The sequence below is a fragment of the Enterococcus sp. E5-37 genome, assembly GCF_035726925.1.
In the GTDB taxonomy this organism is placed as follows: Bacteria; Bacillota; Bacilli; order Lactobacillales; family Enterococcaceae; genus Enterococcus_B; species Enterococcus_B faecium.
Genome location: NZ_JAPMLG010000009.1, coordinates 15,789 through 40,850, shown reverse-complemented (window position 1 = coordinate 40,850; position 25,062 = coordinate 15,789). Strand labels below are relative to the sequence as shown.

Sequence of the window (25,062 nt, the reverse complement as noted above, 5' to 3'; positions counted from 1 at the left end):
CTAGACAGATGTTCAGCAGGACCTGATCTTTTGTACGACCATTTATGAAATATCCCTATTAGTCAAAATAATTGAAGCTTTGTTTGGGCGATTGAGTTTTTTGTTCTTCCGGTGCTTTCAATTGACTGATTTGTGCGGTTTTCGCTTGTAACTCCGCCTGATAAGCAGCTTCCAACTCCGCACGTTCGTTTCTAAACTCGCGTTGCTGTTCTTCTTTTGCTTCTTCAATTTTCTTTTGAAGTTCTGTTTGATATTCTGACATTTCCTGAGTCAGCTGTTTGATTTGCTTTTTTTGCTGCCATAGTGTTGCCGAAGCAGTCAAAAATACAATCAGCGCACCAATCAGCGCAGAACCGATGATCACTAAGATCAACGGCGCAGAAAAGGAAGTGAAGCCAAAACTTACAGGAACATTTTTATTGTTCAATACAGCAAAAAGAACAATAATCAAAACTAAAACAAATCCAAGAATCACATTGGTTTGCTTTTTCAATTCCTTCACCTACTTTTTGTTAAAAATTCCGCTGGCTAAATAATCACCAATCGTTGGAAACAGCGTATAAAATTTTGATGCAACTTCTAAAATAAACGGTTGATTGATTTCCCGTTTTGGATGTCTCATATTGCGGACGATCATTTTTGCCAACTTGGCAGGTTCTAAAACGATTTGTCCGACTTTTTCCAAATAGCTTCCGCTTGGATCAGCCTTATCGAAGAAATCTGTCTCGATTGGACCTGGATTCACTGTCGTAACAGCTACGCCAAGTGGTTTCAATTCTAATCGCAAAGCGTTGGAGAAGCCAAGGACTGCAAATTTCGTGGCAGAATAAACCGTTGATTTTGCAGTTGCCATCTTTCCAGCCATAGAGGCGATATTAATGATATGACCTTGTCTTCTTTCTGCCATATCGATCGCAAATTTTTGTGTCAAAACCATCATTCCTAAGATGTTGACTTCAAACATATCGTATGCTTTTCCAAGGTCGAATGTAAGGAAGTCTTCGAAAATCCCAAAGCCCGCATTGTTTACCAGAATATCGACGCGCCCGACTTCTTCCATCACCTTTTCATATAATTCGTCCACGCTTTCAGGATTGCTGACGTCTACCTTGAAAGCATAAGCCTCTTTGCCGCTCAAGCGTCTGCACTCGTCTCTGACACCTTCTACAAATGCCATTCTTCGTGCGCAACTTATAACGATTGCTCCTTGCTTTGCTGCTTCATAACAGATTTGTGCGCCCAGACCGCCTGAACTACCTGTTACTAAAACAACTTTATCTTCTAAATTCATGCCTCTTCCTCCTCGCGAAATGGAATCTCAATGCTATCAAAATCTTTCATGATCGTCGTGTTTTCAAACACTTCTTGTGCTTCTTTTTCAAGCTCTAAAGCTGCTTTTCCTAAATATCTCGCACTGATATGAGTAAGTAGCAGCCGTTTTGCCTGCGCTTCTTTTGCAACTTCAGCAGCTTGATGAGTCGTGGAATGGAAATAGTTGTGCGCCATTCTTGCTTCATCTTTATTAAATGTGCTTTCATGTACCAGAATATCGCTATTTTCCGCAAGCACAACGGAATTATGTGTTTTTCTCGTATCGCCTAAAATAGTCACGATTCGTCCTTTTTTATCTGGACCTACGAAATCTTTTCCATTGATCGTCCGCCCATCTTCTAGTTGGATCGTTTCACCTTTCTTCAGTTTGCCGTACAGTGGTCCAGCTGGAATACCTAATTCTTTTAGACGATCCACCTGCAATTCTCCTTTATGATCATGTTCAACCACACGATAACCAAAACTGTCGATCCCATGATTTAGTTTTTTTGTATAAACAGAAAATTGCTGATCAGTAAAAATCGGGGCTGTTTCATTTAGCTCAATGAATTTCAGCGGATAACTTAAACGCGTTTGCGAAATACCTAAAGAGACTTTTATGTATTCCTCTATCCCTTTTGGCCCGTAAATCTCTAATGGCGTATCCCCACCTTGAAATGACCGGCTGCTGATGAGCCCGGGAAGTCCAAAAATATGATCGCCGTGTAAATGTGTAATGAAAATTTTACCGATTTTTCTCGGACGGATAGTCGTTCGCAAAATCTGCATTTGCGTGCCTTCGCCACAGTCGAACAACCAAACTTCATTGCGCTCGTCTAAAAGTTTCAATGCTATACTTGTCACATTTCTATGTTTTGCAGGAACACCTGCACCTGTTCCTAAAAATTGTAATTCCATAATCTACCTGACTTTCTTTAAGTTCCTCTTTAATTTTAGGGTAAAAAGAAGGGATAATCAACCGTAAGTCGAGAATGGGTTCAAATTAAAAATAACGTTCTAAAGCGATAGCGTTTTCTTTGAAAATTACTATAAAAACAGCAGCGAACCCGTTTGAGATCCTCTGCTGTTTTTTATTAATTTGAAGATCCAGAACTTTCATTGTCGTTGGAAGTTTGCGGATGTTTGTCCTTCCAAGTCTTTTGTGCAGCTTCTTTCGCATGATTTTCAGCTTCTTTCGCATCATGCACATCTTTTTCGACATCTTCATAATCCAAGCGGGTAATTTCTCCGCCTAATTCCATCATTACCAATTGATTCAGTGGGCGATTGTCCTCTTCATCAGCAATCAAGATCAGTCCTGTAGCTCCTTCACCGATTTTATTTCCTACAAAGTCGAACACGGTCTGGGCATCTTTTATTTCTTTGGCATCTTGTGTCGCACCGATCATTCCTCCGGCAAACCATCCTAATAAAATCCCTAGCGGACCACCTAATACACCAACCAGCATTCCGATTAATCCACCCGTAGAAGATTTGTTATTACCGGTAAAGTCGATAAAATCTTCTATTTTGAATTGATGTGTCCCATTAGGATCATGGCTGACAACTGCCATCTGTTCTCCTTTAATCGAACGAACAGCATGTAACTTTTTGATTTCTGAAAATGCCTGATATGCCTGGCTTTCTACTTGAAAATTTAAAATGATTACTCGTTTGCTCATTAAAAACGCCCCTTTCATACCTTCTTGTTATTTATTTTACCTTTAATTGTAAAATAAGAAAAGAAAAGCACTCTTTTTTTTCCAATAAAATAGGGCTGTGACAAAAGTCGTGTCACAGCTCCTTTTTCCGAATAAACGGCGTTCTTGAAGCTGACCACTTCTGTCACAACCTCCCTTAAATCTGAATCTATATTTTTTGGTATTTGTTTTTATTTGCTTGCCTATTCGACAAATTCAAATTCAAACTCACCGATACGTACAAGGTCGCCATCTTTCGCACCGCGTGCCCGAAGAGCTTCATCCACACCCATACCACGTAATTGACGAGCAAAACGCATCACTGTTTCATCATGATCGAAATTTGTCATTTGGAATAATTTTTCGATCTTCTCACCAGATAAGATCCACGTTGCATCTGAATCACGATCGATTTGGAACTCAGGACCTTCTGGATTGAATCCATAGTGTACAGTTTCTTCTTCCAGTTCTTCTTCGTACAATGGGAATTCTGGCGTTACTTCTAACAAATCTGCTGTAGCATTCAATAACGCGTCCAATCCTTGTCGAGTCACTCCAGAAATTGGAAATACTGGGATGTCATCAGCAAATTCATCTTCTTTTTCCTTGTTCAGCTGTTCTTTGAATTTCACTAGATTTTCCTGTGCATCCGGCATATCCATTTTGTTTGCCACGATGATTTGCGGACGCTCTAGCAAGCGTAAGTTATAAGTAGATAATTCTTTGTTGATGGCAAGATAGTCTTCATAAGGATCTCGTCCTTCCATCCCACTCATATCGATCACATGTAAAATTACTCGTGTTCTTTCGATATGACGAAGAAATTGTGTACCCAGCCCAACACCTTGCGAAGCTCCTTCAATCAAACCTGGCAAGTCTGCTGCGGCAAAACTTCTGCCATCACTTGTAGTAACCATTCCTAGATTAGGGACGAGCGTCGTAAAATGATAAGCGCCGATTTTTGGACGAGCAGATGAAATAACGGATAGTAAAGTCGATTTCCCGACAGATGGAAAACCTACAAGTCCAACGTCTGCCAATACTTTCAATTCTAGTTCGATTTTTCGCTCTTGTCCTGGTTCACCGTTTTCAGCAATTTCCGGTGCAGGATTCCGAGGAGAGGCAAAACGGATATTCCCTCGTCCACCGCGTCCACCTTTTGCCACAACTAGTGTTTGACCATTTTCAATCAAATCTCCTAAAAGAGCACCAGTCTCCGCATCTCGGACAGTGGTTCCTTGTGGTACTTTAACATAGGTATCTTCTGAACCACGACCGTGCATCCCTTTACTCATCCCATTTTCACCTGGCTGCGCTTTGAAATGGCGATTGAACCGAAAATCCATCAATGTACGTAACCCTTCATCGACGATCAAGATGACATCGCCGCCACGACCACCGTCTCCGCCAGCCGGTCCGCCGTCAGGAACGTATTTTTCGCGACGAAATGCAACCATTCCGTCTCCGCCCTTGCCAGCTTTCACATCGATCGTTACTTGATCTAAAAACATGGACATAATTAAGTCCTCCTATTATTCATTTATTTATTTGACTGCCTGAATTTCCACAATAAACAAAAGTCTTACTTATTTTATCGGTGAAATCTGATTTTGTCTATCATTTCAGCAAAAAGATTGTTTACCTTCTTCTTTTTTTATCATTTGGTAAGGTTTCCAACCTTTTTTCTGCTACCAAGTATAATTTTTTGACAAAATATTCTTTGCGTAGCAGAATAACAGTGTATTAATTGTATTAATTGAGGATGCCGTTTCACAGCACCCCTAATAAAGGAGGAACTTTTGATATGACAGTAAAAGTAGGTATTAACGGATTTGGGCGTATTGGCCGTCTGGCTTTCCGCCGCATCAAAGAAGTCTCAGATGATATTGAAGTAGTAGCAATCAACGACTTAACAAGTCCAACTATGTTAGCACAATTATTGCAATTTGACTCTACTCATGGTACTTATCCTGGCACAGTTACTGCAACAGAAGACTCAATCGTAGTGGATGGCGAAGCAACTCGTGTTTATGCAGAACCCGACGCAAGCAAAATCCCTTGGGCAAAAGAAAACGGTGTAGATATCGTACTAGAATGTACTGGTTTTTATACATCTGAAGAAAAAGCAAAAGCGCATTTAGATGCTGGTGTCAAACGAGTAGTTATTTCTGCCCCAGCTGGTGCTATGAAAACCATCGTCTATAACGTCAATGATGATACATTAGATGAAAACGACAAAATCATCTCAGCAGGTTCATGTACAACAAACTGTTTAGCACCTATGGCTTATTTCTTAAATAATGAATTTGGGATCGAAGTTGGTACAATGACAACAGTTCATGCCTACACTTCCACACAAATGCTCTTAGATGGACCTGTAAAAGGCGGTAATTTGCGTGCTGCTCGTTCAGCTGCTGACAATACTATCCCACATTCTACTGGTGCTGCGAAAGCAATCGGCTTAGTTATCCCAGAGCTACAAGGAAAATTACAAGGACACGCACAACGTGTTCCAGTCGTTGATGGTTCATTAACTGAATTGGTTTCAGTGTTGAAAACAAAAGTAACTGCTGATCAAGTAAACGAAGCAATCAAAAAACACACAGTTGACAATCCTTCATTCGGGTATGATGACCGTCAAATCGTTTCTAGTGATGTCATTGGAACAACTCAAGGTTCGATCTTTGACCCAACGCAAACAGAAGTAACAACTGCTGGTGATTTCCAACTTGTTAAAACTGTTGCATGGTATGACAATGAGTATGGATTTACTTGCCAAATGATTCGCTTACTAGAAAAATTCGCTAACTTGTAATTTGATAGATCAATCGATAAAAGAAGCCTTTGACTGGATCCAGTCAAAGGCTTCTTTCTTTTCATCCCCTACTTTTAAACTCGTTCAATGAACATATTGGCTTAAAAATTGTTGGACTACTTGCTGATATTTTTCAGGATCTGTCTTGTATGCTTCCGCATGCTCGGCTCCTTTTACAACATACTTTTCTTTTGGCCCCTTCGTTGCACGATAGACCTTATCTAACATTTCAAATGGTACAAATGTATCTTCGTCTCCATGTATAAAGAGCATTGGGCGCTGGTTTTTCTTCAATTGTTCCACTGCATTTGCTTCACCGAAAAAGTAGCCAGCACGGACTTTTGTCACTAGACTTGTTACTTGCATAAGCGGAAATGCTGGAAGACTAAACATATCGTCTAGCTGATAGGCAAGCTCATCATGGACGGAAGAATAACCGCAATCTTCAATGATTGCTTTCACATTATCTGGTAGTTTTTCTCCGCTAGTCATCATAACTGTTGCTGCTCCCATGCTGACACCGTATAGAACGATTTCTTGCGATTTTCCATTGTTTTCTAGCACTTTGTTTATCCACTGTACATAGTCTTTACGCTCTGGCCATCCAAATCCAATGTAATCCCCTTCGCTTTTTCCATGTCCTCTTGCATCAGGAACAAGGACATTGTAACCCATATCATGAAACATCTTTGCGTAATTGGTCATCGTTTCAGCGTTTCCCATATAGCCATGAGCCACAAGAGCTGTTTTTTCACTTTTCGTTTCAGCAGGAAGATAAATCGCTGATAATTTCAGACCGTCTTTTGAAGTGATGGTCCAATCGCTTCGGTTTTCTTTTGAACTAAACCATTTATGTGCATCCGTTTCTTTGGATGTCTGTGTTGTACCAGGTGTATCTTCGTCTAAAAAGTCTTTCTCAGAAGGCACAACAGCATAATTATAAAAATAATTCCCTGCAAACACTAACGCAACAATCAGAGCTAAAGCGACGCCTAAAAGGATTTTCATCCAAAGTTTCATAAATCATCCATCTCATTTCTCTTTTTTCATATAACCTTGAATTAGTATAATCAAAGAATCTCTACTATGCAATGTTCATTTTTATAACCTATAAAAAAACAAAATAAAAAAGCAGAAATAACTGGCTATTTCTAGCGGATTATTTCTGCAATAACTAATTATCTATTTTTTATTTTCAATTAATTTAAAGCTTGACCATGGTTTCAAAAAGTCAAGGAGGAATAATTCGTCATCGGAGATTCTTCCTACAACATTGACACGTCCGTCGTTTTTCATATCCTTCAAGGCGATTTGTGTTTCTCCTTTGTATTGACCGTACCCTTCATTGTCAATCAGTACATCCCCATGATGCATATCTCGCGTATTATGAGGCGGGAAATCTTTATCTTTGTAGTATACACGAGTCATCGTTGAACGAAGGATATATTCTGAGCGATCCCCTCGATAACTATGAAGGTTATCAAACAAGCAGATTCGTTCGTTTTCTGTAATACCTTCTTCCGTATCTACTTTCAATGTTGGATAATCCGCGTTAAATGCTTCTGCCATTTCTTTCAATTCTTCTTCACTTGCGTACGCATTTCCAATAGAAATATCATCAATCAATCCTGTAAGGATTAAATGCTTCACTTGTGTCGCAATTTCAAGATCTCGGTGGTCTTCCAGCGTGCACAAGCCATCTTGCGTAGGCCAAGGGCCAAACTCAGCAGATTGCGAATTGACGAATGCCATCGTATTCAAATTATATTTTCTCAATTTTTCTGAACAAAAAACAAAGTGTTCGTATCCTAAACCAGAGTATCGATGAGGATAAAAATTATGAGAACCTAATAAATTATCCGTGTTTGGCGAATAACTCATGATGTTGTCAACGTAATTCGTGCCCGAACTCATATTAATCTCGATTTTGATACCAAAAGGATTGCGCGTCATTTTTGCTTCTTCTGCTCCTGTGAATCCGATATCTAAGCGGACCCCGTAGGCACCCATCTTATGGAAAAAAGATAAGTCATCGTAAGAAATCTCCAACTGTTCAAATAACGCTGGATTGATATCAACCATTACTTCCATGCCTAGGCTATTCGCGTAATCAACTACTTCTTTAAATTCTGAAAGAACTTTTTCTTTATCATCATTGATCTGCAGCAAACTGGTAAAAACCCGTTTATACCCATACTTATGAGCTAAATCCAAGTACGCTTTGTCCTTTTCAAATGTTGACCGTTCTGGATAAATCGAGATTCCTAATTTTCCCATATTACCATTTCCTCCTGCATCTTTTCGTTTTTGTATCCACTTACATTATAGCAAACACAAAGTAAATGGTCTACACCTTTTCTTTTTCTTTTTCTTTTAAAATAAATGATAAATTCCAATAATTTAAGTAGGTATTTTCCCTCTATTTTGTTATCATTAAAGATAACAAAATAGTAAATTGGAAAGGAACAGTTATGAAGAAAAATAAAGTTATTTTAAGTATTAGTTTAGCAGCAGCATTGCTGTTTGCTGCTGGTTGTTCTGCAAACAACACGACTTCTTCTAGTTCGTCTACAGAAAGTTCAAAAAGTACATCTACTGCGGAAAGCACGACTGCCAGTAGCGTCGATTTGAACGCATTGGAATTACCACAATTGACGAAAGATGTCGCCGAAAATGAAGATCTGGTCGAAATGGTGACGAATAAAGGCACAATCAAAATCAAATTATTTCCCGAATACGCACCAAAAGCGGTTGAAAACTTTATGACACATGCAAAAGACGGTTACTACAACGGACTAACTTTCCATCGCGTCATCAAAGATTTCATGATCCAAGGTGGCGATCCTAAAGGCGATGGCACTGGAGGGGAAAGCATTTGGGGAGAAGGATTTGAAACAGAGATCAACAACCACCTTTACAATATAAGAGGTGCGTTATCTATGGCTCGCTCACAAGATCCTAACAGTAACGGCAGCCAGTTCTTTATCGTTCAAAATACAGATGATATGCATGATGGTCTTTTAAAAGACGACTATCCTCAAGCAATCATCGACGCTTATAAAAACGGCGGTTATCCTTCACTAGATGGCCATTATACTGTCTTCGGCCAAGTGATCGAAGGAATGGATGTCGTAGATGCTATTGCAAATATCGAAACAGATAGTTCAGACAAACCAAAAGAAGAAGTAAAAATCGATAAAATCAATATACTGCAAGAAGCAAAACAAAAATAAAAAAATAACGTCTGAATCCCGCATAGATGACAACGTATGCTAGGATTCAGGCGTCTTCTTTTTACATAAAAAGCAAGTAAGCTTCCTTTTGTTTTGCTATATCAGGTTTTATAGTCAAGCATTTTGGTTGACGATGAACGTGAACTCGCACTCACAGACTTTTTTATCATCTACATATGCTGCAGATAACGCTGTACCGACTGATCCCTTCATTTTGGTGATTTCAAAATGACATTTCAGCACATCTCCTGGAACAACTTTTTGACGGAATTTGGCCTTATTGATCCCACCGATATAAGCTCTTTTTCCTAGAAACTCTTCTGATTTTAGGATAAGTATCGAACCTGCTTGTGCCAGTGTTTCTAGAATCAACGCACCCGGCATCACTGGATTGTCAGGAAAGTGACCTTGGAAAAAATCTTCATTGATTGTTACATTTTTTGTCGCAACGATCTTTTTTCCTGGTTCTAAAGTATCTACATAATCAATATAACAAATAGGATAACGATTAGGGATCAAGTCCATTACTTCAGTAGCAGATAATACGTAAGACATAATTAAACTCCTTCTTTCAGGCAATTGCCATTTTCATTACTTTGACTATCAAAGTATCATATTCCTAAATATTTGGCAATCTTTTTTTAATTTAAGAAAAAATAGTTTGACAATCAAAACATTTTGACTAATAATTAAGAAATCAAGAAGTTATTTTAGCTATTATTCTCTATTTTTTACGACTATCAAATTTTTATCAGAAACAAAGGAGAGTCATTATGTCATTTCTAGAAGGAAAAAAAATCGTCATTATGGGCGTCGCTAACAAAAAAAGCATTGCTTGGGGTTGTGCTGAAGCAATGTTGAAACAAGGGGCAGAAATTATCTATACTTACCAAAATGAACGAATGAAAAAATCATTAGTCAAATTGGTCGGCGAAGAAGCATTCACTGTAGAATGTGATGTTTCTAGCGACGAAAGCATCGAAAAAGCAATGAATGCCATCGGTGAATATGCTGGGGAGATCCACGGCCTTGTCCATGCAGTTGCTTACGCCAACAAAGAAGAATTGTCCGGAAATGTGTCTGATATTTCCAGAGACGGCTATCAATTAGCTCAAGATATCAGCAGCTACTCTTTAATTGCTGTATCAAAATACGCACAACCGTTTCTTGCACCAAATAGCGGAATCGTTAGCATGACTTATCTAGGTTCAGAGCGCGCAATCCCGAATTATAACATGATGGGTATCGCGAAAGCTTCTCTTGAAGCAGCTATCCGTTATTTGGCAGCTGAGTTTTCACCTAAAGGCATCCGAGTCAATGGTATTTCAGCTGGAGCAATCAAAACATTAGCTGTTACAGGGGTTAAGGACTATCAAAAACTGATCCAGTTATCTGAATCTCGTACGCCTGATCAGCAAGGTGTAACGATCGAAGAAGTCGGTAATGCTTGTGCTTTCTTGATCAGTCCTCTTTCCAGCGGAATCATCGGTGATATTATCTACGTTGACAAAGGTGTCCATCTTTCATAAACTTTTGTTGCATTCTTTAAAGTAAAACATATAAAAATCAGGAAAAAACTTTTTAAAGTCTCTTCCTGATTTTTTCTTTTTACGTTTTTTTCAACTCATTACTTTGAAATTATTCCACGACTTCAATCCAGCCTTCTGGTGCTTCTATGTCTCCAAATTGAATACCTGTCAATTCATCATACAACCGTTTTGTTACTGGTCCTACTTCCGTTTCACTATAAAATACATGAAGATTGTTATTGTGATAAATCCCACCGATTGGAGAAATAACAGCCGCTGTACCACATGCACCAGCTTCTGCAAATTGATCTAGATCATCAATGAAAATATCTCCTTCTATTGCTTGAAGTCCTAGTCGCTCTTCGGCTAATTGCAGCAAAGAGTATTTCGTGATACTTGGCAAGATAGATGGCGATTGTGGAGTGATGAATTTTCCGTCTTTCGTAATCCCAAAGAAATTTGCTGCCCCTACTTCTTCGATTTTCGTGTGTGTGGCTGGATCAAGATAAACACAATCTGAGTAATCCAGTTCTTTTGCTTCTGTTCCTGGAAGTAAACTCGCTGCGTAATTTCCGCCGACTTTTGCTGCGCCTGTTCCCTTAGGAGCAGCACGATCGTAATCAGATACAATAAAGTTCGTTGGTTTTAGCCCACCTTTGAAATACGCTCCTACTGGCGTACAGAAGACGACAAATAAGTATTCTGGAGCAGGATGGACACCAATGTTTTCACCGACCCCAATCAGTAAAGGGCGCAAGTATAATGTAGCGCCTGTTCCATAGGGCGGCACAAAATCTTCATTTGCTTTTACTACTTGCTTGACAGCATCAACGAACATTTTTTCAGGGACCATTGGCATCAGCAATCGTCTAGCACTTTGATTCATCCGTCGACTATTTTGTTCAGGTCGAAAGAGATTGACCTTGCCGTCTTTTCGACGATAAGCTTTTAGACCTTCAAAACATTGCTGACCATAATGAAGCGCTGGAGAGCCTTCATGAATCGTCAGGTAATTATCTTCTGTCAATTCTCCTTCTTCCCATTGTCCGTCTTTCCATTTGGCAATAAAACGCCAAGGAGTTTTGATATAAGAAAAACCTAGATTGTTCCAATCGATTTGCATATACTTACCACCTTCGTTATTTTCTCCACATTTTATCATTATCCATATTATTTGTCATTTTATTTTCAGCTTTTTTCCTTCATTATAGTTATTTTTGCTATTTCCTTTTTTGAAAACTTCTTGGTACAATACAGAAAGAATCAAATTTTAGAAAAGAGGATTTTATGTTTTCATTATTAGCAACTGCCGGTACGACAGACTCTTCTGGCGAGACATTGACAGATCAAGCTGTCAGCAAAGTAAATGCGTTTCAGCGGTTTTGGGACGGGATTGATTGGGACGCCATTTTGGCTGCCTTTATCCAAAAAAGTTTATATCTGGTTTTTTTGATCGTCCTTTTTTGGATTCTTCACCGTGTAGGAAAATATCTGATTGATAAGTCTTTCAATCAATATTCTAAAAAAGCCATTCTAAACGAGAGCCGCTTAAAGACTTTACATAGTCTTTTAAATACTATTTTTCATTATACTCTTGGTTTCTTCTTTATCTATGCAATTTTATCTGCTATCGGTGTGCCGATCGGATCACTTTTGGCTGGTGCCGGAATTGCAGGTGTGGCAATCGGTCTTGGTGCCCAAGGGTTCATGAGTGATGTTATTACCGGATTTTTTATTATCATGGAACAACAGATGGATGTTGGGGACTACATCAAGCTAGCAAACTTAACGATTGAAGGAACCGTCGTATCTGTTGGTATCCGTACCCTTCAGCTGAAAGCAACGGATGGTACTGTCCATTTCATCCCGAATCGAAACATCACCACGATCAGCAACCTCTCTCGTGCAAATATGCAAGTACTTTTAGATATTCGGATTGTTCCTGAAGAAGGATATGACAAAATCTATGAGATCATTGATCGAGTAAATCGTACATTAGCTGAAAAATACCAAGAAGAGCTCCAAACTGAACCTTCTATCTTTGGATTAGTGGATCTTGGAAACAGCAATTTTGCGATTCGTACGGTCTGCTACGCATTGAACGGAAAACAATATGCCTTAAAAGAAGAGTTCTTGAGCTCCTATGTCAAAGAATTGACAGCTTCTGGTTTCACGATTCCGAACAGTCCAATTGCTGTCGGAAAATAATTTGGACAAACGATGCAACGAATCTCACTAAAAAGAGCGTGGGACAAAAGTAAAGAACACTTTTGTCCCACGCTCTAAACACGTATAAACGGCGGAAGCAGAAGCAACTCCTTCGGAAATAAGCTGAAATTCACAAAAATTTGAAAAGCAATTTTCGTGAATTCCTTCTTATTTCTTGGAGTTAAACGCTTTTGTCCCAGCCTCTTTTTCAAGATAAAGTCAAAACTGGTACGCTGTTTTTTCTACTTATTTTTTGATTATCTTTTAGTTTCTCGTTCTTTAGCTCACGATATCGATTTGTTCTTTTAATTCTTCGATTTTCGGAGACAATATATTACGACGTTCTAATTCATGCACCATGAAGTTTACGGCTTTAAGCAGCTCTTTTCTTGTAATGATTCCTTTGAAAATCCGATCTTCTGTGACAACCGGTAAAAAAGGCGAATCGACTAACAAATGGAGTACTTCTTCTAGTTCCCAATTTTCATCAATTGTCGGAACATCTGTTTCTGTCACATCAGCAACCGTTAGTCCTTCTAACGGGTCCATGCTGATTGTTTGCAAGTCAATCATTTTATTGACCACATCTGATAAACTTACTAGTCCTACAAAGTGATCATCTTTTCCTAATACAGGAATTTTGGAATAACCGACCTTCGATAACACAAGTAAACCATGGGATAATGGATGATGATACATAACATTTGCCACATTTTCTGCAGGAATCAAAAACGTTTCCTGATTTTCCAGCAGCATTTCTCTTACTATAGGTCCAATCATCTGATGGCCTCCATTTCTATTTCATTCAACACTACTATTTTACCGAAACCGGATGCAAAATTCATAAAATAAAGCTTATTTTTATTAAAAATTAGAGTTTTTTTATTCAGCGCTCTCTCGAAAAAGAAAAGGCCAACTCTTCAACTGCCTGATGGGCACGGTTATAGTATTGAACAGAAATTTGGTCATCTAAACTTTCGATAAGAGCATATGATGGGATTTGGATCGGGCCTCTAGGCTGAGAAATGCTACCAGGATTCAAAAACAGGATTTTCTGATCCATCTCACAGCCTATTTGATGGGTATGACCAAAAAACACCATATCGGCAGTTGCAGCTCGAGCTTCGATTGCTAACTGTGTCAAACCAAATCGGACATTCGATAAATGACCATGAGTTATAAATACTGTATCCTGACCAGTTTGGATCACTTTTTTCTGTTCGAATCCTGGTCCATAATCACAATTACCTTGAACCACTTGGAATGTATCCCATAATGGGTCAGAAGCTTCTAATTCCGAATCACCACAATGGAAAAAGATATCCACTTCAGAACGATAACGATCTACTAAGTCAACGAGGATATCTCTGTCTCCATGATTATCACTTACTACTAAATACCGCATCTATCTCTCTCCTTCCAGCCATTGTTTCCACTCGGCACTCAATTTTTTCATTGCTTGAGCCCGATGACTGATCTTGTTTTTTTCTTCGCTCGATAATTCTGCTGCTGTTTGTTTCTTACCTTCTGGGATAAATAAAGGATCATACCCAAAGCCATTTTCGCCAGATGGTATACGGGCTACTCGACCGGGCCATTCCGCTTCTACTACAAGGCTGTCTTTTTTGGGTGCCGCGAATACTAACGTACAATGGAATTGTGCTGTTCTTTTTTCATCCGGCACATCTGTCAATTCATATAATAATTTTGCGTTATTCCCCGCATCACTTTTTTGTTCCCCCGCAAAACGTGCAGAATAGATTCCTGGCATACCGCCTAACGCATCCACTTTCAAACCTGAATCATCTGCTAAGACTGGTTGATCAAGCAATTGTGCAATCGTTTCTGCTTTTAATCGGGCATTTTCTTCAAACGTGCTGCCAGTTTCTTCTACATCTGGCAATTCAGGATAATCAAGTAATGTTTTTACATGATATCCAGCTTCTTTAAACATATTTCGAAACTCTTCTGCTTTTCCTGGATTTCTTGTCGCAATGATAATCGTTTTTGTTTCTTCTGTCCGCTCATCATTTTGAGCAAACTCTGTTAGCAAAGCATGTTTTTGCTCTTTGATCAAATCTTCAATCGCGTTTTTTCCAAAAAAGAGCATTTCATTCAACTGTTCACCATCAAACGTTGCTTCTTCTCCAGTTCCTTGAATCTCCACGAATTTTCCAGATTCTGTCATTACAAGATTCATGTCTACAAGTGCTGCGGAATCTTCTTGGTAATCCAAATCTGTGACGCAAGTCCCATCTGGTAAGATTCCTACGCTAACTGCAGCAAGATGTTCTTTGATTGGATCTTCTGACAATTCTTTTTCTCTTAAAAGTTTTTCAATGGCTAATTTCAATGCCACGAATGCTCCAGTGATACTTGCTGTTCTAGTACCGCCATCCGCTTGGATCACATCACAGTCTACGATGATACTACGTTCTCCTAATTTTTCCAAGTCTACTACTGCACGCAAGGAACGACCAATAAGACGCTGGATTTCCATTGTTCTACCAGAAAGTTTTCCTTTGCTGCTTTCTCTACGATTTCTCGTACTCGTTGCTCGAGGCAGCATACTATATTCTGCTGTCACCCATCCTGTTCCTGTTTCTCTCAAAAAAGGGGGAACAGAATCTTCTATTGTTGCAGAACAAATAACTGTTGTATCACCAAAACGGATCACAACCGATCCTTCTGGATATTTGAAAACATTTGTTTGAAGCTCCAGTTTGCGAAGCTCTTGGGCTTTTCTCCCGTCATGACGCATCCTTATTTTCCTCCCAATTCAATATGATCTACATTTAGGTGTCCGATTCCAAGCCAGTCTTCAGCTATTTCCTCGAAAAGTTTGGCAGAGCCTGTTGTATAAAACTGACATAATGTCCGTCCATTTTGCGGTGAATTGCTCAGATTGAAATAATCTAACAGCATAGATACTTCACCTACTGTTTCTGCTCCAGAATCGATCAGTTGAACATTTTCACCCACTACATTTTGAATGATGGGGCGTAATAATGGATAATGGGTGCATCCTAAAATCAATGTATCGATTTTTTTAGTCGTTAACGGAGCTAATGTTTCTGCTACGATTTTTTTCGCCACCGATGAATGGTATTCATTACTTTCGACAACTGAAACAAATTTTGGACAAGCAAGACTTGTCACAGTCAATTCTGGTACTTTCTCTTTCAGTGCTTTTTCATAAGCTCGACTTTTTACCGTACCAATCGTACCAATAATGCCAACTTGTTTATTTTGTGTTTTTTTTACTGCCGCTCTAGTACCGGGAAGGATCACACCGATGACTGGAATAGAAAGAGCAGCTTTGATTTCTTCTAAAGCCACCGCAGTTGCGGTATTGCAGGCGATCACCAGCATCTTGATTCCTTGCTCCACCAGATAATCCGTCATTTCCCAAGTATACTGGATTACCTGTTCCGCAGGTCTCGGGCCATATGGGCAGCGTGCCGTGTCTCCTACAAATAAAATATTTTCATTCGGTAATTGTTTCAGGGCTTCTTTTACTACAGTCAAGCCACCGACACCTGAATCAATAAATCCGATAGGGCGATTATCTGTCAATCGTATCATCCTTTTTTTCAATAAATTCTATCCTCCCTATTGTGTACTTTTTAGCGTGATTTTTCAAGTGCTCTCCCTTTTTTAAAATAATCAAAACCTCTGCTTTTCTAATTTTAAAGAAAAAAAGCCGGTTGTGACTTTAGTTTGCCACAACCGCTAAAAGAATCATCTATTAATAACTGTACCGTCTCTTTTCCAAGTAACCGGAAAGCAGAGAAAGCGCGTAACATACCACGAAGTACATAAGTGTCATGATGATGAACATCGGAAGCACATAATTGGTGTTCTGTCCATAAATAATACGTGCCTGATGAGAAAGTTCAGGTAAAGAAATGATTACTGCTAATGAAGTATCTTTGATCAGTGAAATCAATTGGCTCACAATTGCCGGGATCATTGATTTAAATGCTTGCGGTAACACGATCGTTCGCATCGTTTCTACATAAGTCAGTCCCGTTGATAATCCTGCTTCCATCTGTCCTTTTGGAACAGCATTGAGTCCAGCTCGGAAAATTTCCGACAACATAGCTGACTCAAAAATCGTTAATGCTGCAACAGCAGAGCAAAAGATGTTCATCTGAATGCCGATTTGAGGTAAGGCAAAGTAAGTGAAGAAAATGATCAATAATAATGGAAGATTCCGTATAATGTCAATCACTACACCAAGGATTTTGGAGAAGAAAGGGATATTCGCAAAACGAATCACACCTGTCAGACCACCGATCAAGAAACTAAAAATGATCGAAAACAATGAAACTTCAACAGTAACCTTTAATCCTTCCAATAAAAAACGGATATTCATCCATGAAAAAGCGCCGCTAAAATCCATGTATTTCCCCTCCTTCTATGAACGAACCGCCCATTTTTTCTCAAGATAAACCATTAAGTAAGATAACGGTAGCGTGATAACTAAGTAAAATAACCCAACGATGATATACGTATCGAAGGTATTGAATGTTTCACTGGCGATCAAGTCTCCTTGATACATCAAATCTAAACCAGCTACGATTGCTAAAATAGATGAGTTTTTCACGAGGTTGATAAATTGGTTGCCTAATGGCGGAATAACAATTTTGAATGCTTGCGGTAAAACAATATAACGCATGATTTCTGAATAGGTAAAGCCAGAAGATAGTCCTGCTTCTGTTTGACCTTTTGGTACGGTTTGAATCCCTGAACGTACTGTTTCAGCAATAAAAGCAGATGTATAGATCGTTAATCCAATCGTACCTGCTTGGAATCCATCTAGATTAAACCAATAAATCGGTACGACAACATAAAAAAACATCACGATGATTAATAATGGAATGTTTCTAAAAAATTCTACATATGCCTTTGCTAAGGCGCTCACTACTTTATTCTTTGATAATTGGAAGATTGCCATTAACGTTCCGATAATCAAACTAAACACAAGTGCTAAGACACTCGAAAACAATGTGATCTTGAACCCGTCGACAAAGATTGGTCCATAAGTCTGTATCAATTCGCTCATTGCCTCTCCCCCTTACTCTACTTTTCCTTCAGTTTCATTTGGAAACCATTTTTGATAGATTTTATCGTATGTGCCATCTGCATGCATTTCCTCTAGCGCTTGGTTAACAGCTTTCAAGAAGTTTTCTTGCCCTTTGTTGATCGCAATCCCGTAAGGCTCATTAGTAAATGTTCCACCAACTAACTCATACTCTGGATTTTCATCTGCAATCCCTAACAAAATCGCATTATCTGTAGTCATCGCGTCTCCCTGACCAGATTGTAAAGCAGTGAATGCTTCTGCATAGTTTTCTAATTCTAAAATTTTTGCATCTGGTGCATGCTGTCGGATATTCGCAGCCGATGTAGAACCTTTGACTGCTAGAACCGTTGTAGAAGCATTCAAATCATCTACACTTTTGATTTGACTTCCCTTCTTTACCAACAAAGCTTGGCCAGCATCGAAATAGACATCTGAAAAGTCGACCTGTTTTTTTCGTTCATCTGTGATCGTCATCGTTGCAATAATTGCATCGATATTTCCGTTTTTCAATAATGGAATCCGAGTTTTAGAAGTGACTTCAACAAATTCTGTTTTTCCATTGTCACCAAGGATCTTTTTAGTGATTGCTTTTGCAATATCTACATCAAATCCTTGTACAGTTCTGCTCTCAATATCCATCATTCCAAATAATCGAGTATCATACTTGACACCCCAGATGATTTCATTGGTAGATTTGCTTCTCTCTAAAATATCTTCATTTGCCAACCCATTTCCTTTACATCCGGCTAGTGCAAGAAAAGCAATGCCTAAAAGGAAAATCAGGCGTATTTTTTTTAACCTGCGCATCTTTTTCCTCCTATCAATGATTGATAACTTTACTGATAAATTGCTGTGCTCGGACTTCATTTGGATTTTCGAAAAAGTCTCTCACATTTCTGCTGTCTTCCAATACTTCTCCATCAGCCATGAAGATGACACGATCCGCAACTTCTTTGGCAAATCCCATTTCATGTGTCACGACAATCATTGACATACCGTCATGAGCCAATTTTTTCATAACGTCTAATACATCACCAATCATTTCTGGATCCAAAGCAGAAGTAGGCTCATCAAACAGCAGCATCTCAGGATTCATTGCTAAACCTCTGGCGATTGCCACCCGTTGCTGTTGTCCACCGGATAACATGGAAGGATAAGAATCTTTCTTATCTAACATATTGACAGTTTTCAGAAATTTCTCAGCATTTTTGACTGCAGTTGCCTGGTCTTGCTTCAACACTTTGATTGGTGCTAATGTGATGTTTTCCAGAACGGTTTTATTTGGGTACAAATTGAAATGCTGGAAAACCATACCGATGTTTTTTCGGACTTCTGTCAGTTTTGTCTTTTTATCATGCAAGTCAGTATCATTAATCAGCAGCTTACCTGAAGAGATCGTCTCTAATCCATTGATACAGCGAAGCATCGTGCTCTTTCCTGAACCAGAAGGACCAATGACAACGACAACTTCTCCTTTCTCGAATTCGAGATTGATATTTTTTAATGCGTGGAACTTGCCATAATATTTATCCACGTGATCAAATTTAATCATTGCCATAGAATTACACTCCCATTATTATTTAGTAAGATTTCTTTTAAAGATGTATAATAAAATACATTATATCTGATAGTTTAGTAATTTGTAAAGTTTCTTAGAACGTTTATTCTCCCATAAATATTTCTTCCATTTCTAATCTATTAGTTATTTTATCCTCTTTCCTTGTTTTTTCCTTAGGAACTGTTGTTTCTTTTCAGGAAAAACGGTAAGATATTAAGTGCTCAGACTTACAAATCGTAAAGAGGTGTCTTTTTTGAAAAATATTATTTTAACGGGAGATCGACCAACTGGAAAGTTGCATTTAGGGCATTACGTCGGTTCTCTAAAAACCCGAGTGGCTATGCAGGCAGATGAAGACAACCAACTGTTTGTCATGATTGCTGACATGCAAGCACTGACAGATAATGCTAAAAATCCTGAGAAGGTTTCATCAAATGTCTTGCAAGTTGCTTTAGACTATTTAGCCGTGGGATTAGATCCTGCAAAATCTACTTTATTTATCCAATCACAAATTCCGGAATTAGCTGAATTAACCATGTATTATTTGAACTTAGTCAGCGTAGGACGTGTTCGGCGCAATCCGACTGTCAAAACAGAAATCGAACAAAAAAAATTCGGTGAAAGCGTGCCTACAGGATTCTTTATCTATCCTGTTTCTCAAGCAGCAGATATCACTGCATTCAAAGCGAATCTTGTACCTGTTGGTGAGGATCAAAAACCAATGCTAGAGCAGACACAGGAAATCGTACAAAGCTTCAATCATACATATGGTGAAGTCTTGGTGGAACCAAAAGGCGTATTCCCACCAAAAGGAATGGGTAGATTACCTGGAATCGATGGAAATGGCAAAATGAGTAAATCGTTAGGAAACGGTATTTATATCTCCGATCCTGCCGATGTCTTACAGAAAAAAGTCATGAGTATGTATACTGATCCAAACCACATCCATGTACAAGATCCTGGACAAGTAGAAGGGAATATGGTCTTCACCTACTTGGATGTATTCGGAACAGATAAAGAAGCAATTGAAGAAATGAAAGCTCATTACCGCCGCGGCGGACTTGGTGATGTAAAGATCAAACGATACCTCATTGATGTATTGGAAGCTGAATTTGCACCGATCCGTGCGCGCCGAGAAGAATTGGAAAAAGATCCTTCAGCTGTTATGGAAATCTTACGTAAAGGTAGTGAAGAAGCTGCTAAAGTAGCTGCACAAACACTTTCTGAAGTAAAATCAGCAATGGGAATCAATTACTTCCATTAATTCATTTACTCTAAAAAAACAGGCTGTAAAGGCCTGTTTTTTTATCTCGTCTCTGTGCTATTCCTTTTTTAAAATCAAAAAAAGAGATGTGACGAAGTTGTGTCACATCTCTTTTTCAAATGTATGGTCTTCAAAAGCTACTTGATCGTTACTTACTATATTTTCCCTCTTAGCGAATACTTGCCTTTAGGTTTTCTACCAACGCTTTTTCGACTTTTTCCATTGCTTTATTGATTTCTTCATCTGTCAATGTTGCTTCTGGGTTGACGAATGTCAGGCTATACGCCATGGATTTATGTCCTTTTTCAATGTTTTCTCCTTGATAGACATCAAATAATTGGATATCTGTTAAAAATCTTCCGGCAGCAGAACGGATAACTTCTGTTAATCCCTGATTTGTCACAGTTTCTTTTACAAGCAAAGCGATGTCCCGGCTGACTGCTGGGAATTTTGTCACTGCTTCGAAAACGATCCCTTTTTGAGCAGCTTCCACTACAGCAGATAAATCAAACTCAGCAACATATGTTTCTGGAATATCATAACTTTTTGCAATCGTTGGATGCACTTGACCGACAAAACCAATAAATTGTTCGCCAAGGTAAATCGCAGCAGTTCTTCCAGGATGCATTTCCTTCATTTCTGTCACTTTTTGATAATGGATATCTTCAGTGATACCTAGTTGTTCAAATAAGTTTTCTAAAAGACCCTTGATGGTGAAAAAGTCTACATTTTGAGCTTTCGTCTGCCAATCTTTTTCTTCCCAAATACCAGAAATAGCGATTGCTGCATGTTTTACTTCTTGCGGCAGATGTGTACGTGGATCATTTTCTTGGAAGAACACCCGACCAATTTCATATAAAGCAATCTCTGTATTTTTTCGGGCAGTGTTATAACTGATATCATCTAATAATCCGCTGATCAAATTCATTCGCAATACAGAACGCTCTTCACTCATTGGCCAGTCCAAACGTGTAATATTGCTTTCTTTTATAACAAACTGTCTTGATTTTTCTTCTGTTGTCAATGCATAACTGATTGCTTCGCTCAATCCGCTTCCTTCAAAGATCGTACGAATTTTACGAGTAGTTTCTTGTTCTTTTGACAAGCTTCCAGCAACCGTTTCTCCACTTGGAAGTGTAGATGGCAACTGGTCGTATCCATAAATACGAGCAATTTCTTCGATAATATCTGCTTCGATTTGGATATCCCAGCGTCTTGGTGGTACTACTACGGAATAAACATGATCCTTTTCTTCATAGTTAAATCCAAGTGCTTCAAAAATCTCATTTACTTCTTTAACGACAAGAGATGTTCCTAAATATTGATTGATGCGTTCAAGTGAAATCTTCACTGATACGTCTTCTGCTTTGATCTCTGAACCTTTGACCGCGCCTTGTAGAACTTCCCCACCCGCAAGAGAAACGATCATTGCTGCAGCAACCTCACTGGCTTCTCCAACAGTCGCATGGTTGATTCCTTTTTCAAAACGTGCAGAGGATTCACTACGCAAATTAAATTGTTTTGCTGTACGACGAATCGAAATTGGATCAAATAAAGCAGATTCTAGTGCAACTGTTGTTGTTTCATTCGTGATCTCTGAGTCTAACCCTCCCATGACACCAGCTAAAGCAACTGGTTCTTTGCCGTTAGTAATGACGAGATTGTCAGTTGTCAATTCCCGAGATTCTCCATCTAGTGTTACTAATGTTTCATTTTCTTTTGCACGGCGGACAAGGATCTCTTTTGATTTCAATTTGTCGTAGTCAAATGCATGTAGTGGTTGTCCGAATAAAAGCAAAATATAGTTCGTCACATCTACTACATTGTTGATTGGACGAATGCCTTCGTTCATCAAAAGATTTTGCAGCCATTGAGGACTTGGCTGGATTCTTACTCCTTCAATGATTCTGATTTGATAAGCAGGAACTGCTTCTTTATCTTCAACTTCCACTTGAATTTTATCGCTAGCAGGACGTGAGGATTCTATCAGCTTTTCGTCATCGAATGTAGGAGTCTGACGATAAATTGCCCCAACTTCATAAGCTACGCCACGCATTGACAATGCATCCGCACGATTCGGTGTGATAGACAATTCAATAATCGAATCATCCATATCCAAATAAGGAAAAACTGGATCGCCATTTACAGCTTCTTGTGGCATATAATAGATACCTTCAGCGTATTCTTTCGGTATAACACTATCTGAATAGCCAATTTCTTGTAATGAGCAAATCATGCCATTTGATACTTGGCCACGCATTTTTCCTTTTTTGATTTTTACATTACCAGCGATACGTGAGTTAGGAAGTGCAACAATCACTTTGATTCCAACCTTCACATTAGGCGCTCCACAAACGATTTGAGACAGTTCGTCTTCGCCAATATCGACTTGACAAATAGAAAGGTGATCAGAATCTGGATGTGGTACGCATTCCTTGACTTCACCGACAACGATTTTTTTCAAGCCTTCTTCTGGAACCGTTACTCCCTCTACTTCGATTCCTGTTACAGACATTTTATCCGCTAATTCTTTTGGTGTTACATTCGATAAATCTACATAACGATTAAGCCATTTATATGAAACTAACATTTTCTTACTCCCCCTTGAACTGACTTAAGAAACGTAAGTCATTTTGATAGAAATTACGGATATCATTCACTCCATACCGCAACATAGCTACGCGGTCTGGTCCAAGGCCGAAAGCAAAGCCTGAATATTCTTCTGGATCGATTCCTGACATCTTCAACACATTCGGGTGCACCATGCCAGCTCCTAAAATCTCGATCCAGCCAGTGTATTTACATACGTTACAACCGGCACCCCCACATTTGAAACAGCTGACATCTACTTCTACTGATGGCTCCGTAAATGGGAAATAACTTGGACGCAAACGGATTTCACGATCTTCCCCAAACATTTTTTTCATTACGACTTCTAATGTTCCTTTAAGGTCGCCCATCGTGATGTTTTTATCAACAACTAGCCCTTCAATTTGATGGAACTGATGACTGTGGGTCGCATCATCTGTATCTCTGCGGAAAACTTTTCCTGGCGAGATCATTCGTAGAGCACCCTTAGAGAAATCATGTTTTTCCATTGTCCGTGCTTGGACTGGTGAAGTATGTGTCCGAATCAATATCTCGTCTGAAATATAGAAAGTATCTTGCATGTCCCTTGCCGGATGGTCTTTTGGCAGGTTCATCCGTTCGAAATTGTAATGGTCAGACTCTACTTCGTAACCTTCTACGATCTGATACCCCATACCCACAAAAATATCTTCAATTTCTTCCATGATTTGTGTCACGATATGACGTGTACCATGTTTTACTTTTCTACCAGGTAGTGTCACGTCTATTGTTTCTTTTGCCAAAGCTGCATTTAACGCTTCTTCTTCTAATACTTGTTTTTTTCGCTCGATCTCTTCTGTCAAAAGATCTCGGATCTCATTTGCGAAACTTCCGACTTTTGGTCGCTCTTCTGGACTTAGATCTTTCATCCCACGTAATACTTCTGTGATCGGTCCTTTTTTTCCTAACGTTTCAACACGTATTTGATTTAATTCATTTAAATCTTGTGCCGCTGTGATTTTGACGAGCGTTGCTTCTTTCAAGCTCTCTAATTGTGCTTGTAGAGACATGTGCTTGTTCCTCCTTTAAATTCCAAATACAAAACAAAAAGACCTCATTCCTGTTAAGGAACGAGGTCTTCGCGTTACCATCCTAATTTGCGGATAAATGACTTACACCGCACTCTTACTTCGTTAACGACAATTGCCGGTCTGATTTTATCAGACGAACTCGGAAAGTGAACTTCATTTTTCAAACACAGGATCTGCTTTCAGTCTGCGACAGATCTCCCTGAACTGGTTTAGCCAAACTACTCTTTTTCGTCATCGTTCTTTACTTATTCGTATGGACTATAGTTTACAAGATTTTTTTTACAAAATCAACCGCATTCTTCCTCTGTGACCCATTTTTCGCTCCAAACTTGTATTTGACGCATCGCTTTTTGCAAGTCTGCTCCTTTTTCAGTCAAGAGATATTCTGAACGGCTCTTTTCGCTACAGGCAAAGTTTCGAGTGACTATTCCTTCTTTTTCTAATTCCTTCAAGCGTTCGACTAATACTCGATCACTGACCATCGGGATTTTTGCCGCAAGCTCAACAAAGCGTTGCGGACCGTTTTCGAGTAGTACATCGATAATCAATCCGTTCCATTTTTTTCCTAAAATAGAGAATGTTTTTTCAAATTTAGGGCATAAAACGAATTCTGTCTGTGTTAGCTCCATCATACTCACCTCTTCCCAGAGTATAGCATAATCCTTACAAAACATAAGTCAAGTTTGCTCAATTATA

General features: G+C 39.0%; 25 protein-coding genes and 1 other annotated feature. Of the genes, 5 read left to right on the top strand and 20 right to left on the bottom strand.

Annotation, left to right across the window (positions count from 1 at the left end; genetic code table 11):
- Nucleotides 1–58 precede the first annotated feature (58 nt).
- The 5 genes from OS138_RS08765 to obgE form a co-directional block, all read right to left on the bottom strand.
- On the bottom strand, nt 59–502 hold the full coding sequence (locus tag OS138_RS08765) for a LapA family protein (protein WP_072538628.1): 444 nt from the start codon (nt 500–502) through the stop codon (nt 59–61).
- Nucleotides 503–1,291, bottom strand: coding sequence for an SDR family NAD(P)-dependent oxidoreductase (locus tag OS138_RS08760; protein WP_002295810.1), 789 nt, complete (start codon nt 1,289–1,291; stop codon nt 503–505).
- Nucleotides 1,288–2,229, bottom strand: coding sequence for a ribonuclease Z (gene rnz / locus OS138_RS08755; RefSeq protein ID WP_325070007.1), 942 nt, complete (start codon nt 2,227–2,229; stop codon nt 1,288–1,290). The genes OS138_RS08760 and rnz overlap by 4 nt, the downstream gene beginning before the upstream one ends.
- 176 nt (nt 2,230–2,405) lie before the next feature.
- Nucleotides 2,406–2,993, bottom strand: coding sequence for a hypothetical protein (locus OS138_RS08750; RefSeq protein WP_002295807.1), 588 nt, complete (start codon nt 2,991–2,993; stop codon nt 2,406–2,408).
- Between the two features lie 221 nt (nt 2,994–3,214).
- Nucleotides 3,215–4,528, bottom strand: coding sequence for a GTPase ObgE (gene obgE, locus OS138_RS08745; protein WP_002295805.1), 1,314 nt, complete (start codon nt 4,526–4,528; stop codon nt 3,215–3,217).
- Nucleotides 4,529–4,815: 287 nt separating this feature from the next.
- Here obgE and gap point away from each other — a divergent pair, with 287 nt between their 5' ends.
- Nucleotides 4,816–5,826 (top strand): type I glyceraldehyde-3-phosphate dehydrogenase, encoded by a 1,011-nt coding sequence (gene gap, locus OS138_RS08740; protein WP_002289734.1) that lies wholly within the window; start codon nt 4,816–4,818, stop codon nt 5,824–5,826.
- Nucleotides 5,827–5,910: 84 nt separating this feature from the next.
- Here the strand turns inward: gap and OS138_RS08735 are convergent, their stop codons facing one another.
- A complete protein-coding gene (locus tag OS138_RS08735) occupies nt 5,911–6,846 on the bottom strand; it encodes an alpha/beta hydrolase (protein ID WP_002289735.1) in 936 nt (311 codons plus the stop codon).
- A gap of 162 nt (nt 6,847–7,008) precedes the next feature.
- Nucleotides 7,009–8,103 carry a DUF871 domain-containing protein gene (locus OS138_RS08730; RefSeq protein ID WP_325070006.1) on the bottom strand — a complete coding sequence of 365 codons (1,095 nt, stop codon included), beginning with the start codon at nt 8,101–8,103 and terminating at the stop codon, nt 7,009–7,011.
- 194 nt (nt 8,104–8,297) lie between these two features.
- On the opposite strand from OS138_RS08730, the gene OS138_RS08725 reads away from it, so the two are divergent.
- The gene (locus OS138_RS08725; RefSeq protein WP_002295798.1) at nt 8,298–9,059 is read left to right on the top strand and encodes a peptidylprolyl isomerase; all 762 of its coding nucleotides are present in this window, start codon (nt 8,298–8,300) and stop codon (nt 9,057–9,059) included.
- A gap of 114 nt (nt 9,060–9,173) precedes the next feature.
- Here OS138_RS08725 and fabZ read toward each other — a convergent pair whose 3' ends face one another.
- Nucleotides 9,174–9,614, bottom strand: coding sequence for a 3-hydroxyacyl-ACP dehydratase FabZ (fabZ, locus tag OS138_RS08720; RefSeq protein ID WP_002309395.1), 441 nt, complete (start codon nt 9,612–9,614; stop codon nt 9,174–9,176).
- Nucleotides 9,615–9,832: 218 nt separating this feature from the next.
- Between fabZ and fabI the strand changes: the two genes are divergently transcribed.
- A complete protein-coding gene (gene fabI, locus OS138_RS08715; RefSeq protein ID WP_002295795.1) occupies nt 9,833–10,588 on the top strand; it encodes an enoyl-ACP reductase FabI in 756 nt (251 codons plus the stop codon).
- A gap of 109 nt (nt 10,589–10,697) precedes the next feature.
- Here the strand turns inward: fabI and OS138_RS08710 are convergent, their stop codons facing one another.
- The gene (locus OS138_RS08710; RefSeq protein WP_002321517.1) at nt 10,698–11,750 is read right to left on the bottom strand and encodes a branched-chain amino acid aminotransferase; all 1,053 of its coding nucleotides are present in this window, start codon (nt 11,748–11,750) and stop codon (nt 10,698–10,700) included.
- Between the two features lie 125 nt (nt 11,751–11,875).
- On the opposite strand from OS138_RS08710, the gene OS138_RS08705 reads away from it, so the two are divergent.
- Nucleotides 11,876–12,796, top strand: a complete 921-nt coding sequence (locus OS138_RS08705) for a mechanosensitive ion channel family protein (protein WP_087625777.1) — start codon at nt 11,876–11,878, stop codon at nt 12,794–12,796.
- A 279-nt stretch (nt 12,797–13,075) separates the two neighbouring features.
- Here OS138_RS08705 and cbpB read toward each other — a convergent pair whose 3' ends face one another.
- The 8 genes from cbpB to OS138_RS08665 form a co-directional block, all read right to left on the bottom strand.
- Nucleotides 13,076–13,576, bottom strand: a complete 501-nt coding sequence (gene cbpB, locus OS138_RS08700; RefSeq protein WP_002295789.1) for a cyclic-di-AMP-binding protein CbpB — start codon at nt 13,574–13,576, stop codon at nt 13,076–13,078.
- A gap of 106 nt (nt 13,577–13,682) precedes the next feature.
- Complete coding sequence (locus tag OS138_RS08695; RefSeq protein ID WP_087625776.1) at nt 13,683–14,201, bottom strand: metallophosphoesterase; 519 nt, start codon at nt 14,199–14,201, stop codon at nt 13,683–13,685.
- Nucleotides 14,202–15,557: a ribonuclease PH gene (rph, locus tag OS138_RS08690; protein ID WP_325070005.1), complete on the bottom strand. Its 1,356-nt coding sequence runs from the start codon at nt 15,555–15,557 to the stop codon at nt 14,202–14,204.
- 2 nt (nt 15,558–15,559) lie between these two features.
- The gene (racE, locus tag OS138_RS08685; RefSeq protein ID WP_038809683.1) at nt 15,560–16,381 is read right to left on the bottom strand and encodes a glutamate racemase; all 822 of its coding nucleotides are present in this window, start codon (nt 16,379–16,381) and stop codon (nt 15,560–15,562) included.
- A gap of 163 nt (nt 16,382–16,544) precedes the next feature.
- Nucleotides 16,545–17,201, bottom strand: coding sequence for an amino acid ABC transporter permease (locus OS138_RS08680; protein WP_325070004.1), 657 nt, complete (start codon nt 17,199–17,201; stop codon nt 16,545–16,547).
- Nucleotides 17,202–17,216: 15 nt separating this feature from the next.
- Nucleotides 17,217–17,864 carry an amino acid ABC transporter permease gene (locus OS138_RS08675; protein WP_002288038.1) on the bottom strand — a complete coding sequence of 216 codons (648 nt, stop codon included), beginning with the start codon at nt 17,862–17,864 and terminating at the stop codon, nt 17,217–17,219.
- A 12-nt stretch (nt 17,865–17,876) separates the two neighbouring features.
- Nucleotides 17,877–18,692, bottom strand: coding sequence for a transporter substrate-binding domain-containing protein (locus OS138_RS08670; RefSeq protein WP_002288041.1), 816 nt, complete (start codon nt 18,690–18,692; stop codon nt 17,877–17,879).
- Nucleotides 18,693–18,705: 13 nt separating this feature from the next.
- Nucleotides 18,706–19,443, bottom strand: a complete 738-nt coding sequence (locus tag OS138_RS08665; RefSeq protein WP_002288042.1) for an amino acid ABC transporter ATP-binding protein — start codon at nt 19,441–19,443, stop codon at nt 18,706–18,708.
- A gap of 253 nt (nt 19,444–19,696) precedes the next feature.
- Between OS138_RS08665 and trpS the strand changes: the two genes are divergently transcribed.
- On the top strand, nt 19,697–20,707 hold the full coding sequence (trpS, locus tag OS138_RS08660; protein ID WP_002288045.1) for a tryptophan--tRNA ligase: 1,011 nt from the start codon (nt 19,697–19,699) through the stop codon (nt 20,705–20,707).
- 169 nt (nt 20,708–20,876) lie between these two features.
- Here trpS and pheT read toward each other — a convergent pair whose 3' ends face one another.
- The 3 genes from pheT to OS138_RS08645 form a co-directional block, all read right to left on the bottom strand.
- A complete protein-coding gene (gene pheT / locus OS138_RS08655; protein WP_325070003.1) occupies nt 20,877–23,297 on the bottom strand; it encodes a phenylalanine--tRNA ligase subunit beta in 2,421 nt (806 codons plus the stop codon).
- Nucleotides 23,298–23,301: 4 nt separating this feature from the next.
- Complete coding sequence (pheS, locus tag OS138_RS08650) at nt 23,302–24,345, bottom strand: phenylalanine--tRNA ligase subunit alpha (RefSeq protein ID WP_002295783.1); 1,044 nt, start codon at nt 24,343–24,345, stop codon at nt 23,302–23,304.
- A 53-nt stretch (nt 24,346–24,398) separates the two neighbouring features.
- Nucleotides 24,399–24,610, bottom strand: a binding site (T-box leader).
- A 43-nt stretch (nt 24,611–24,653) separates the two neighbouring features.
- Complete coding sequence (locus OS138_RS08645; protein WP_002295781.1) at nt 24,654–24,995, bottom strand: winged helix-turn-helix transcriptional regulator; 342 nt, start codon at nt 24,993–24,995, stop codon at nt 24,654–24,656.
- Nucleotides 24,996–25,062: the final 67 nt, after the last annotated feature.

Excerpts from the sequence above, each read along its gene's own strand:
- OS138_RS08730 (WP_325070006.1), bottom strand. The coding sequence starts at position 8,103 with ATGGGAAAATTAGGAATCTCGATTTATCCAGAACGGTCAACATTTGAA.
- OS138_RS08760 (WP_002295810.1), bottom strand. The coding sequence starts at position 1,291 with ATGAATTTAGAAGATAAAGTTGTTTTAGTAACAGGTAGTTCAGGCGGT.
- fabZ (WP_002309395.1), bottom strand. The coding sequence starts at position 9,614 with ATGTCTTACGTATTATCTGCTACTGAAGTAATGGACTTGATCCCTAAT.
- rph (WP_325070005.1), bottom strand. The coding sequence starts at position 15,557 with ATGCGTCATGACGGGAGAAAAGCCCAAGAGCTTCGCAAACTGGAGCTT.
- rnz (WP_325070007.1), bottom strand. The coding sequence starts at position 2,229 with ATGGAATTACAATTTTTAGGAACAGGTGCAGGTGTTCCTGCAAAACAT.
- fabI (WP_002295795.1), top strand. The coding sequence starts at position 9,833 with ATGTCATTTCTAGAAGGAAAAAAAATCGTCATTATGGGCGTCGCTAAC.
- OS138_RS08725 (WP_002295798.1), top strand. The coding sequence starts at position 8,298 with ATGAAGAAAAATAAAGTTATTTTAAGTATTAGTTTAGCAGCAGCATTG.
- obgE (WP_002295805.1), bottom strand. The coding sequence starts at position 4,528 with ATGTCCATGTTTTTAGATCAAGTAACGATCGATGTGAAAGCTGGCAAG.
- OS138_RS08670 (WP_002288041.1), bottom strand. The coding sequence starts at position 18,692 with ATGCGCAGGTTAAAAAAAATACGCCTGATTTTCCTTTTAGGCATTGCT.
- gap (WP_002289734.1), top strand. The coding sequence starts at position 4,816 with ATGACAGTAAAAGTAGGTATTAACGGATTTGGGCGTATTGGCCGTCTG.
- OS138_RS08665 (WP_002288042.1), bottom strand. The coding sequence starts at position 19,443 with ATGGCAATGATTAAATTTGATCACGTGGATAAATATTATGGCAAGTTC.
- OS138_RS08695 (WP_087625776.1), bottom strand. The coding sequence starts at position 14,201 with ATGCGGTATTTAGTAGTAAGTGATAATCATGGAGACAGAGATATCCTC.
- OS138_RS08680 (WP_325070004.1), bottom strand. The coding sequence starts at position 17,201 with ATGGATTTTAGCGGCGCTTTTTCATGGATGAATATCCGTTTTTTATTG.
- OS138_RS08710 (WP_002321517.1), bottom strand. The coding sequence starts at position 11,750 with ATGATAAAATGTGGAGAAAATAACGAAGGTGGTAAGTATATGCAAATC.
- OS138_RS08735 (WP_002289735.1), bottom strand. The coding sequence starts at position 6,846 with ATGAAACTTTGGATGAAAATCCTTTTAGGCGTCGCTTTAGCTCTGATT.
- cbpB (WP_002295789.1), bottom strand. The coding sequence starts at position 13,576 with ATGATTGGACCTATAGTAAGAGAAATGCTGCTGGAAAATCAGGAAACG.
- OS138_RS08705 (WP_087625777.1), top strand. The coding sequence starts at position 11,876 with ATGTTTTCATTATTAGCAACTGCCGGTACGACAGACTCTTCTGGCGAG.
- OS138_RS08645 (WP_002295781.1), bottom strand. The coding sequence starts at position 24,995 with ATGGAGCTAACACAGACAGAATTCGTTTTATGCCCTAAATTTGAAAAA.
- pheT (WP_325070003.1), bottom strand. The coding sequence starts at position 23,297 with ATGTTAGTTTCATATAAATGGCTTAATCGTTATGTAGATTTATCGAAT.
- OS138_RS08750 (WP_002295807.1), bottom strand. The coding sequence starts at position 2,993 with ATGAGCAAACGAGTAATCATTTTAAATTTTCAAGTAGAAAGCCAGGCA.
- racE (WP_038809683.1), bottom strand. The coding sequence starts at position 16,381 with ATGATACGATTGACAGATAATCGCCCTATCGGATTTATTGATTCAGGT.
- pheS (WP_002295783.1), bottom strand. The coding sequence starts at position 24,345 with ATGTCTCTACAAGCACAATTAGAGAGCTTGAAAGAAGCAACGCTCGTC.
- OS138_RS08675 (WP_002288038.1), bottom strand. The coding sequence starts at position 17,864 with ATGAGCGAATTGATACAGACTTATGGACCAATCTTTGTCGACGGGTTC.